The sequence below is a fragment of the Mesorhizobium sp. M7A.F.Ca.MR.362.00.0.0 genome, from assembly GCF_004023175.1.
Lineage (GTDB): Bacteria > Pseudomonadota > Alphaproteobacteria > Rhizobiales > Rhizobiaceae > Mesorhizobium.
Map to the genome: position 1 here is coordinate 1 of NZ_RZTF01000194.1, position 9,807 is coordinate 9,807.

At 63.0% G+C, this 9,807-nt stretch carries 13 protein-coding genes; 1 reads left to right on the top strand and 12 read right to left on the bottom strand.

All coding sequences use genetic code 11. The annotated features are described in order from the left end of the window. From EOC06_RS43105 to EOC06_RS21860, 7 genes are all read right to left on the bottom strand, one after another. On the bottom strand, positions 1 to 170 hold a 170-nt coding region (locus EOC06_RS43105), incomplete at its 3' end, for an ATP-binding cassette domain-containing protein (RefSeq protein ID WP_128308762.1). Positions 171 to 181: 11 nt separating this feature from the next. Next, entirely contained in the window at positions 182 to 1,261 is a 1,080-nt protein-coding gene (locus tag EOC06_RS21835; protein ID WP_128308763.1) for an amino acid ABC transporter permease, read from the bottom strand. Positions 1,262 to 1,264: 3 nt separating this feature from the next. After that, positions 1,265 to 2,428: an ABC transporter permease subunit gene (locus EOC06_RS21840; RefSeq protein ID WP_127267662.1), complete on the bottom strand. Its 1,164-nt coding sequence runs from the start codon at positions 2,426 to 2,428 to the stop codon at positions 1,265 to 1,267. An 82-nt stretch (positions 2,429 to 2,510) separates the two neighbouring features. Further along, the gene (locus tag EOC06_RS21845; RefSeq protein WP_128308764.1) at positions 2,511 to 3,545 is read right to left on the bottom strand and encodes an amino acid ABC transporter substrate-binding protein; all 1,035 of its coding nucleotides are present in this window, start codon (positions 3,543 to 3,545) and stop codon (positions 2,511 to 2,513) included. Between the two features lie 86 nt (positions 3,546 to 3,631). After that, positions 3,632 to 4,582, bottom strand: coding sequence for a LysR substrate-binding domain-containing protein (locus EOC06_RS21850; RefSeq protein ID WP_023810154.1), 951 nt, complete (start codon positions 4,580 to 4,582; stop codon positions 3,632 to 3,634). A gap of 96 nt (positions 4,583 to 4,678) precedes the next feature. Continuing rightward, positions 4,679 to 5,428 carry an SDR family NAD(P)-dependent oxidoreductase gene (locus EOC06_RS21855; RefSeq protein ID WP_127321702.1) on the bottom strand — a complete coding sequence of 250 codons (750 nt, stop codon included), beginning with the start codon at positions 5,426 to 5,428 and terminating at the stop codon, positions 4,679 to 4,681. 11 nt (positions 5,429 to 5,439) lie between these two features. Then, the gene (locus EOC06_RS21860; protein ID WP_127321703.1) at positions 5,440 to 6,150 is read right to left on the bottom strand and encodes an SDR family oxidoreductase; all 711 of its coding nucleotides are present in this window, start codon (positions 6,148 to 6,150) and stop codon (positions 5,440 to 5,442) included. Between EOC06_RS21860 and EOC06_RS21865 the strand changes: the two genes are divergently transcribed. Continuing rightward, positions 6,134 to 6,397, top strand: coding sequence for a hypothetical protein (locus EOC06_RS21865; protein ID WP_128308765.1), 264 nt, complete (start codon positions 6,134 to 6,136; stop codon positions 6,395 to 6,397). The two genes, EOC06_RS21860 and EOC06_RS21865, sit on opposite strands and share 17 nt — an antisense overlap. A gap of 42 nt (positions 6,398 to 6,439) precedes the next feature. On the opposite strand, the gene EOC06_RS21870 is transcribed toward EOC06_RS21865, so the two are convergent. The 5 genes from EOC06_RS21870 to EOC06_RS21890 form a co-directional block, all read right to left on the bottom strand. Then, complete coding sequence (locus EOC06_RS21870; protein ID WP_164898681.1) at positions 6,440 to 7,228, bottom strand: FadR/GntR family transcriptional regulator; 789 nt, start codon at positions 7,226 to 7,228, stop codon at positions 6,440 to 6,442. A gap of 50 nt (positions 7,229 to 7,278) precedes the next feature. Further along, positions 7,279 to 7,626, bottom strand: a complete 348-nt coding sequence (locus EOC06_RS21875; RefSeq protein WP_128308769.1) for a RidA family protein — start codon at positions 7,624 to 7,626, stop codon at positions 7,279 to 7,281. 31 nt (positions 7,627 to 7,657) lie between these two features. Then, the gene (locus EOC06_RS21880) at positions 7,658 to 8,464 is read right to left on the bottom strand and encodes an SDR family NAD(P)-dependent oxidoreductase (protein WP_127268819.1); all 807 of its coding nucleotides are present in this window, start codon (positions 8,462 to 8,464) and stop codon (positions 7,658 to 7,660) included. Beyond that, positions 8,457 to 9,269 carry a shikimate dehydrogenase gene (locus EOC06_RS21885; protein WP_128308767.1) on the bottom strand — a complete coding sequence of 271 codons (813 nt, stop codon included), beginning with the start codon at positions 9,267 to 9,269 and terminating at the stop codon, positions 8,457 to 8,459. Before EOC06_RS21885 ends, EOC06_RS21880 begins: the two co-directional genes overlap by 8 nt. 6 nt (positions 9,270 to 9,275) lie before the next feature. Next, on the bottom strand, positions 9,276 to 9,807 hold a 532-nt coding region (locus EOC06_RS21890), incomplete at its 5' end, for an NAD-binding protein (protein ID WP_164898683.1).

A 9,807-nucleotide genomic window follows, 5' to 3' on the forward strand; every position in this document is an offset into this window, starting at 1 on the left:
CGGATCATGGTGGACTTGCCGGAGCCGGACGGGCCGCAGACGACGATCCTCTCGCCGCGATCCACGGACAAGCTCACCTTTCGCAGCGCCTGGAATGTCCCGTAATATTTGTCGAGATTTTCGATCAGCACCGCGGGGCCGCTGGATCGGGGCGAGTTTCCTGAAATCACGTAAACGCCCCCTATCGTTCGCCGACCGACATACGGCGCTCGAGAAAAGCGCCATAGCGGGACAGGCTGAACACGAAGATGAAGTAGATGAAGGCGATGAAGGCATAGACCTCGACATAGGCGAAGCGCCACTCGCCGGTGCCGTAGGCGGCATTGCCGGAGGCCAGGATCTCGAAGAAGCCGACGATGATCACCAGCGAAGTTTCCTTGAACGAGATCACGAACTGGTTGATCGTCGCCGGCAGCGCATTGCGCATGGCCTGCGGTAGAAGAATGCGGCCGACGCGCTGCCAATAGCGCATGCCAAGCGCCATGGCTGCCTCTTCTTGCCCACTGGGAACGCCCTGCATCCCACCTCTGACGATCTCCGCCTGGTAGGCGGAAAAAAACAGGGCCGAGCCCAGGATCACCCGGTACAGCTTGTCGCCCACCAGCCATTGCGGCAGTGCGAACGGCAGCACGATGGCGAAGGTGAACAGGATCGAGATCAGAGGCAATGAACGCACCCCGTCGATGATGAGGCCGGTGGTGCGGGAAATCCATGGCAGGCCGGAGCGGCGCAGCAGCGCCAGGCAGATCGCCAGCGGGAGGCCGATCAGGCAGGTGGTCACGAAGATGAACAGGGTCAGCGCCAGTCCGCCCCAGGCCTCCTCGCCGACATAGGGCAGACCAAGCACGCCGCCCTTCATCAGCACGTAGAAAAGCGCCGTTCCGGCTCCCCATACGAGTGCGATGCGGCGACCCGTCCAGAAGGCTGGAACGCAACTTAGCACCGTCATGACCACGACGATCAGGCAAGCCAGGGCCGACCGCCACTGCTCGTCATAGGGATAGAGGCCGAACAGGATGATGCGCCATCGCGCGGCAATGACCGACCAGCAGGCTCCCGCCGCCGCTTGGCAGGCTTCGGGTCCGCCGCTCGTCGTGAAGACAGCCGAGAAAACCGCCCAATTCAGGAGCTTCCAGGCCAGGAAGACCATGACCGCCAGGGAAGCCAGCGACAGCAATGCCTGCAGGGGCGTCGCAAAGAAGCGCCGCCTCAGATCCTCGATCTTGCCAATGGCAGGAGGGGCGACAACGACCATTTCCATCCCTCACCCCCTCAACTGGTTGCCCTTGAGGGCGATTGCTTTGTTGATGCGGTTGAAGATGGCGGCGAGGCTGAGGTTGATGACGAGGAAGCCAGCCATCAGGATGCCGATCGCTTCGATTGTCTGGCCGGAATGGTTGATCGTCAGCGCCACGATCATGAAGAAATCGGTGAAGCCCACCGCGATGCCCATTGTGGTCGCCTTCATCAGCCAGACATACTGGTTGGCGAGGATTGGCAGCATGGCGCGTAGTGCCAGCGGCAGCCGCACCAGCATGAAGACCCGCCACGGGCCGAGGCCCAGGGAAAGAGCCGCCTCGACCTGGCCCTTGCCGACAGCCTTGAACCCGCCGCGCACGATCTCGGCGATGTAGGAGCCGCCATAGATGGCGATCGCGATGGCCAGTGTCGCAAACTCCGGCGGAATGCGCAGGCCGCCTCGCAGATTGAGACCTTGCAGCGCCGGAAAATCGAGTAGCGGCGAGTCGGCCAGGCGGCCGGCCACCAGAACGATGGCCGCGCAGGCAAGTGCCGCCGCCGTGCCGGCAAGCTGAATGCCGCCACGCTGGCCGACCGGCAGGCTGAGGCGCGATGTCCTGCCCAGCCAGATCGGCAGCGCGATGGCGGCAATCACAGCCAATGTCGCCGCAGCGAGCGCGGCGCTGCTGATATTGGGGAACGGGATGTAAAGCCCCCGGCTGGTGAGGAGAAAGCCCCATCCCTCATGCGCGGCGCGCGGCGTCGGCAGATGGGTGATGACGGCATACCAGAAAAAAACCTGGAGGATCAGCGGGATGTTTCGGAAGATGTCCACATAGGTGCGGCCGAGCAGCCGGGCCAATTCGTTCGAGGATGTCCGCGCCAGGCCGACGATCGTTCCGACGATCGTCGCCAGCGTCAGGCCGACGGTTCCCAGAAACAGCGTATTGATGATCCCGATGAGGAAGTACCACCAATAAGGGTCGTTGGCCGTGGCGGGCAGCAGCGAGAAGTTCAGGTCCCAGCCCGTCGACTTGAACAGGAAGTCGAATCCGGAGGTGATCCCCTGCGCCGCCAGGTTCTGTCTGGCGATCACAATGCCGGCAAGCACCATCGCGGCGATCGAGCCGACATACAGGATCTGCAACAGTGCGTTGCGGACTTTTTGATTTCTCAGCAGGCTGACCATTCAGAAATCCTTCCCGAATTGCCGCGCGGTCCCGCCCGGCGGGAGCCGGGCGGGACCTGGAGCGGGATGCGTTCAGAACGGATCAATCAACAACCAGCGGGAACAGGACACCGCCATTGTTCCACAAATTGGTCAGTTCGCGATCCATCTTGTAGGGCGAGTCCTTGCCGAGATCGCGATCGAAGATTTCGCCGTAGTTGCCGACGTTCTTGATCACCTTGTAGGCCCAGTCGTCGGAGAGCCCGAGACCCTTGCCCATGCCTGGCGTGACGCCGAGGAATTTGGCGACCTGCGGTGAAGTCGGCTTGGCCTTTATCTCGTCGACGTTCTTCGAGGTGATGCCTTCCTGCTCGGCAAAGATCAGCGTGCTCAGCGTCCAGTTGGCGATGTCGACCCAGTTGTCGTCGCCTTGCCGCATGATCATGACTTCAGGCTCGACGGCGAGCACGTCGGGAAGGATGACATGGTCGTCGACCTTGCTCTTGGCGATGCGCGCAATGGCCAGTGTCGGACCCCACTGCGCATAAAGATCGCAGCGTCCCGAGAAATAGGCCTGCTCGAGCTCCTCGGTCTTCTCGATGAGCACCGGTTCGAGCTTGATGCCTAGCTTGGCAGTATAGGCAGCGACCTGCTGTTCCTGCGAGGTGCCGGCGGGAATGCAGATCGTGCCGCCTGCGGCATCCTTGAGCGACTTGAGGTTCAGCTCCTTGTGCGCCATCACCTTGGTGGTCCCGAGATAGTAGGACATGGAGAACTGCAGCCCAAGTTCGGTGTCGCGGCTGAGCGTGCCGCCCGAGGCCTTGACGATGATGTCGACATCGCCGGACTGCAGGGCCGGCCAGCGCTGGGCCCAGCTGATAGGAACGACTTTCAGCTTCGCAGGGTCGCCGAACACGGCCGAGGCCACCGCCTTGCAGAGGTCGATGTCCATGCCCTTCCAGTTGCCCTTGTCGTCCACCTCGGCGAAGCCGAGATAGGAGCCGTCATGGCCGGTGCAGTTCAGCATACCGCGTGCCTTGACGGTTTCGAGCGTCTTGCCGCCGGCGGCTTCCGCCGGCGCCGCAAAATGCACGAGGCCAAGGGCCAGGGCCGAAGCCCCCCATTTGATCATTTTCATGTTCCGTCTCCACTGTTGAGGTTGTTTGGTTTCTTGTTGTTGGAGGCCCGAAAGGCGTCTTTCAGGCCTCGGTCTCGAAGCCGCTTCTAGTCGGAAAGCGGGGCCGGTTTCGGTAACGAGGAAATCGTGAGGTCGCCGCGCCAATCCTGCTGAGCCAGCCATCGGTGAAGTGCCGCGACCGCCTTCACGCGCAGATGTCCGCGTGGGACGACAAGATAGAAGCCCGGGACTTCCTCCGGCTTCATGTCGGCAATGGCGTCGCGGCCGATCGGCGCGACCAGCGTGCCCGCCCGGAAATCTTCCTCGGCGTCGATGACGGAAACCAAGCCCACACCTATGCCTTGCAAGGTCGCCCGGCGCATGGTCGCGGCGTCGTCGAAGCTGATGCTGCGGTCGCCATCCGTCAGCTCCACGCCAAGGTGGCGCAATATGTCCGGCCACAGACGCTTCGACTTGACGGTGTCGAGCAACGTGAACTGTGTCAGATCATGCGCCGACTTGATCCTTTCGCCGATCGCCGGCGTGCAGCAGATGATCTTCGGGTCCGGCACCAGCAACGTGGTTTCATAGTCGGACCAGTTGCCGTAGCCCCACTGGACCGTCATATCGATATCGTCGCGCCCGAAATCGGGCAGGTCGACCATCGTCGTCAGGCGCAGATCCGCGCCCGGCAAGATTTCCCGGAACAACGAAAGCCGCGGCAGGAGATAGTGCGTGGCGAAGTATGGGCTCGCATTCAGGTTGATGCGGTCCCGATAGTTCGACTTGGTGACGCGGCGAACGCCTTCGGCAAACTCGTTGAAGCCGGCTTTGACATAGTGCGACAGAAGAATGGCCGACTCGGTCAGTTCGATCGACCGGCCCTTACGCTCGAACAGCGTTACCTGGAGCGTATCCTCCAGAAGCTTGATCTGCTGTCCGACGGCCTGCGGCGTGACCAGCAATTCATCCGCCGCCTGCCGAAAGCTCTTGTGCTGCGCGACCGCGTGGAACACGCGCAGAGCATTCAGCGAGGGGAGGCGCAGCTTGCCGGTCATCGAAAATTCCGTTCCTTTCCCTGCTTGTGGCCCGGTCGGTCATGCACTGCCTCGGTCATGCACTCCCAGAGTTCAGTCGCCCGCGGCGAAAGAGGCTTAGGCGTATATGTAACCACCTGAAACAATTACGTTTTCACCGGTCATGTAAGTGTTCTTGGGGCTGCCCGTCATCAGCACCCACTCGGCAATTTCCTTTGGCTCGGCACCGCGGCCGAGCGGGCTCGCCTTGGCCAGTTCCTCCAGGAAGCCGAGCGCTTTTGCCTTCTCCGTCGCCATGCCGGCCGGCGCCACCGAATTCACCAGAATGCCGTCCTTCGCCACGTGATGGGCAAAGGATCGGGTAAGGCTGACGACGGCGGCCTTGGTCGCCGCATAGTGAGCGTTCTGCGGATGCGCCTTGAAGGCGTCGACCGAGGTCAGGTTCACGATCCGGCCGCGGACGTGGCTCTTCGGCTCCTGCGATTGCATGTGGCGAACCGCCGCCACCATCATGTGGTAGGTGCCCTTGATGTTGATGCCGTTGGAGGCATCCCAGTCGGCGTCGGTGATTTCGAGGAGCGGGCGGCGAGGGTAGATCGCGGCACAATTGATCAGCGTGTCGACGCGCCCGAGTTTCGAAACGATCGCCTCGAATGCGGCGTGGCACTGTGGGCCTACCTGGATGTCGCAAAGGGCGGTTGCGGTAGGCAGTCCCCTGGCCTTCGCGGTCGCCAGCGCGGACTCGGCGGCTTCCTGGTTGATGTCGATGATGCCGATCTTTGCCGCTCCGGCCTCGACAGCCATCTCGGCTAAGAGGGCACCGAGGCCGGCACCACCGCCAACGATCAGAACGGAAAGATCTTTCATCCCAGTTTTCCTTACTTGGTACCGCTTGGCGAGGTTGGCCAAGTCGGCATGATGTCGAAACGGGTAACGTCGGCCCACGCGGGGAGCCCAAGCACAGCGACGACCATCCTGGCCACGTCATCCGGCTGCACCACTTTGCTGGCGTACATGGCTGCGCGCGCGTTGGCGTCGAGGATGTCCTGGTAGAGCTGCGTCTCGACACGGCCGGCAACGATCTCGGTGACGCGTACGCCCGATGGGGAGAGGTCGGCGCGCAGCGCTGCTGCAAAGCCTGATATCGCCGCCTTGGTCGCTGAATAGACGGCAATGTTGGAGTATGCCGCGTGGCCCGCCGTGGAGCCGGTGAACAATACATGCCCGGACTGCCGCTCGCGCATTTGCGGGACGACGAGGCGCGTGAGCAGGATTGCCGCGCTGAGGTTCACCTCGAGCGTGGTGTCGATGTCAGCGATCTTCATATCGGCGAAGTTGCCGAGCGGCGGCATGACCCCGGCATTGTTGATCAGCACGTCGATGGTGAGATCCGCCAGGGCCGCTTCCAGGGCCTCGCGATCGGTGACGTCGACGGCAATCGGCACGATGCCGGGCCGCTGTGCCTGCAGCTCCTTGAGCGCGGCCTGGCTGCGCCCGACCGCATAGACGTCGTAGCCGGCGTCGCTCAGCGCGATCGCAATGGCCCGCCCTATGCCGCTCGTCGCACCGGTGATGAAGGCTGTCGTCACGTGGGCTTTCCTGATTGTCTGTTTTCAGTTTGCGGCCCGGGCCGATGCCGCGAAACCAAGAAAACCAGCAAAAAGGAAAGATAAACTTTCGAAAATTTCGGATGCCCCCAAAATCCCTTGGGGTGTTCGGATAACCGCAGCAGCCGAAAACCCAGGGAAACGCTGGCAAGCTGGCGCCTTCAGCCCTTGGGAAACCCGCGCAGCCGGTGACGGAACAAAAAACACGGCTTTCGCAATGGATGTCTAATTTTCGGCCCAGGCGCGCCGATGCGATCGAATTCGCGAGGCCTCATCCGCCCGTCGAGACAGGCCTTTTCATGTCGGTGAAAAGTGAGGCCGCCGCCGCCTTCTGCTCGGCTTCGATTGCCTCCACGCCAGAGGCTCGGGCCAGGGCGCGCACCCGCCCGAGACTGTTGTGCAGGTGCTTGCGCATGGCCTGGCGGGCGGCGCGGCCATCCTGCCTTTCGATGGCGTCGACGATTGTCTTATGTTCGCTGTGTATGCGCGCGTAGTAGCTGTCCTTGAGTTCGGGCGTGACCACATAGCCGAGCTGGAAGCGCGGGACGATCATCGGCCCGAGATAGCTTAGGAAACCGTGAATGAATTCATTTCGTGCCGCCTTGGCGATCGCCAGGTGGAAATCATAGTCGTAGTGGATCTGGACGACGGCGGGATCGGCCTGCTGGGCGTCGACCTGTTCCATCAGGGTGCGGATCGCGCTGGCTTCCGCATCGGTGCGCCGTTCCGCGCACAATCCTGCCGATTCCACCTCGACGCTCAACCTCAGCTCGAGCAGCGCAATGGTTTCCGGCAAGGTCCTGAGCGCTTCGTCCGGTATCGAGAAGTTGCGCGGCGCCGGCGTCTCGCTGACGAACATGCCGCGCCCCTGCTGCGGCACCACCAGGCCTTCGGAACGCAGTCGCGCCACAGCTTCCCGCACCACGGTGCGGCTGACATCGTACTCGGCGCAAAGCTCCGCCTCAGTCGGCAATTGCGCGCCGGGCAGCAGCTGTCCGGAACGGATCTTCTCGGACAGGCTCTCCGCCACGACGGTGGAAAGCGGCTTGCGCTTCGTCATCAGTCTCCCTCTCGCCAGATTCGGGATGATGCCCGAACCGGCAGGACCATTCAAACCGCCGCGGTGACGATCAGCTCGACCAGCATTCCGGGCTTCGCCATCCGTCCTTCGCCCGATGAGCGCGCCGGTGCGTGCTCCCCGGGCATCCAGGCGTCCCACACCGCATTGACCTCGTCGAAATCCCTGATGTCGTCCAGCCACATCTGCACATGAAGGATGCGGGTCTTGTCCGTGCCCGCCTTGCCAAGCAGCGCATCGATCTTGCCGAGCACCTCGCGCATCTGGTTGGCCGCGGACTGGCCGGGCCTCGCGACCTGGCCGGTGAGGTAGAGCGTGCCGTTATGGATGACGCCATGGTGGATGCGGGTATCGAAGTCGAAGCGCTGGATGTCGCTCACTGGCGGGATATTGATCACTGGATTATCCTTGTCAGATAGCCGGCGTTTGCCGGATGGGATTTCCCTGCAGATATTGTGCGTAAGGCGCCTGAACCAGCCAGCCGGCGTCGACCGGCAAGGTGACGCCGGTAATCGAAGCAGCGCGCTCCGAGCAGAGGAACAATGCCGCCTCGGCGACATCGCGCGGCTCGACGAAGCGTCGCAGTGCCGTGGTGGCCTGTATGGCCTCGGGGTTGCGTTCACCCCTGGCGATCTTGGTCTTCAAACCATCGGAAAGTGTATAGCCGGGCGCGACCGCATTGACGCGAACGCCATGCGGGCCGAGTTCGGCGGCGAGGATCTGGGTCAGGGCCAGGACCGCATGCTTTCCCGGCGTGTAGGCCGGCAGCGACAGCGGCGCGAAAGAGGCGAGCGAGCCGACATTCAGGATCGCGCCTCGCCGGGCGGCCGACATCAGCCGGCCAAACACCTGGCACCCCAACAGCGTGCCGCGATAATTCACCCGCCACATCTTCTCGTCCTCGTCCAGATCCTGATCAAGGACGTACTTGCCGCTCTGCAAGATGCCGGCGCAGTTGACGACGACGTGAGGCGTGCCGAACCCGTCGCTGACAATCCGTGCCAGAGCCTCGACTGAGCCGCTATCTGCGACATCTGTCTGGACAAACAGCGCACGCGGCGCGCCCGCCGCCTGGCAGGAGCCGGCCGCCTCATTGCCCCTCGTCGCATCCCGGCCGGAGACGACCACATGATAACCGTCTTCTGCGAAGCGCTGCGCGATAGCGCGTCCGATGCCGGAGGTGCCGCCGATGACGACGGCAGTCGGTGTCTCAGCCATGGCCGCGGTCCTTGCCTTCGATGTCGAAGAATTCGGACATCGCCCGGACCTGGAAATCCATCATCGGGCGCCCCGGTTGAACGCGGCAGCCGACCCCCTTGGCCGCCCGCAGCAGAGCGGTTTCCGCAGGCTCCATGATGATGTCCACGACCGTCATATCCGGGGTCAGCCGGCTGACGTCAAGCGGCAGCGGATCGCCGGCATGCATGCCGACAGGCGTGGCGTTGATCGCCATATGCATGCCGGAAGGCTCGGCCTCTCCGACCTGGATGCGGCATTTCGGGAACGCGCGGCCAACCAGCGCCGCGAGTTTCCCGGCACGCACCGTATCGATGTCTGTAAGGCGGATTTCGTCGGCGCCGGCTTCCGCGAGACAATAGGCGAGCGAGGCACCGGCGCCACCGGCACCGACTTGAAGAATACGGCGACCGGCGATCTGATGCCCGTTCGCCTTGAGCGCATCGATGAAGCCGACGCCGTCGAAATTGTCGGCATACCAGCTGCCATCCGGCAGCCGTCGCACCGAGTTGGCGCTTTCCACCCGCGCGGCGCGGTCATGCGCGGCAGAGCATTTGTGGTAGACCGCAACCTTGTACGGCACCGAGATGATCACGCCCCTGATATTCTCGGCTGCCGTGATGCCGGCCCAGAAGGTCTCGAAATCCTCCGGGCGGCAGCTCAAGGGCACCATGAGGCTGTCGAGGCCCTTCTGCTCGAAGATCTCGTTGAATATGCCGGGACTCTTGGCATGGGCCACGGGATGGGCCAGCATCACGAAGATCTCGGCCTTGCCGGTTCCGCGCATCGGTTTTTACTCCTTTTCTTTTGACAGTTCGTGGCCGCTGAGGATCTCCAGCGCCCGGACGAGAGACGAGTGATCGGCCTCGGCGCCATCTGGATGGGCCGAACAGGCATTCATCAGTTGCTGCGCCATGGCGGTGTTCGGCAGCGCCACGCCAAGGGCGCGGGCACTGTCAAGGGCCAGGTTGAGATCCTTCTGGTGGAGCTTGATGCGAAAGCCTGGGGCGAAGGTCCGGTCGATCATGCGCTGGCCATGCACTTCCAGGACGCGAGAAGCGGCGAAGCCACCCATCAGGGCGCCGCGAACCTTCGCCGGGTCGCACCCGGCCTTGCTGGCGAAGACAAGCGCTTCGGCCACGGCCTCGATGTTGAGCGCAACGATGATCTGGTTGGCGATCTTGCAGGTCTGCCCGGCGCCATTCTGCTCGCCGATCAAAGTGACGTTCTTGCCGAGTGTCTCAAAGATCGGCAGCGCCCGCTCGAACTCGGCGGCCGGGCCGCCGACCATGATGGTGAGGCTTGCCGCCTTGGCGCCGACCTCG

Coding starts and splice junctions, on each gene's coding strand:
- EOC06_RS21835 (WP_128308763.1), bottom strand. CDS start 1,261: ATGGAAATGGTCGTTGTCGCCCCTCCTGCCATTGGCAAGATCGAGGAT.
- EOC06_RS21840 (WP_127267662.1), bottom strand. CDS start 2,428: ATGGTCAGCCTGCTGAGAAATCAAAAAGTCCGCAACGCACTGTTGCAG.
- EOC06_RS21845 (WP_128308764.1), bottom strand. CDS start 3,545: ATGAAAATGATCAAATGGGGGGCTTCGGCCCTGGCCCTTGGCCTCGTG.
- EOC06_RS21850 (WP_023810154.1), bottom strand. CDS start 4,582: ATGACCGGCAAGCTGCGCCTCCCCTCGCTGAATGCTCTGCGCGTGTTC.
- EOC06_RS21855 (WP_127321702.1), bottom strand. CDS start 5,428: ATGAAAGATCTTTCCGTTCTGATCGTTGGCGGTGGTGCCGGCCTCGGT.
- EOC06_RS21865 (WP_128308765.1), top strand. CDS start 6,134: ATGAAGGCTGTCGTCACGTGGGCTTTCCTGATTGTCTGTTTTCAGTTT.
- EOC06_RS21870 (WP_164898681.1), bottom strand. CDS start 7,228: ATGACGAAGCGCAAGCCGCTTTCCACCGTCGTGGCGGAGAGCCTGTCC.
- EOC06_RS21880 (WP_127268819.1), bottom strand. CDS start 8,464: ATGGCTGAGACACCGACTGCCGTCGTCATCGGCGGCACCTCCGGCATC.
- EOC06_RS21885 (WP_128308767.1), bottom strand. CDS start 9,269: ATGCGCGGAACCGGCAAGGCCGAGATCTTCGTGATGCTGGCCCATCCC.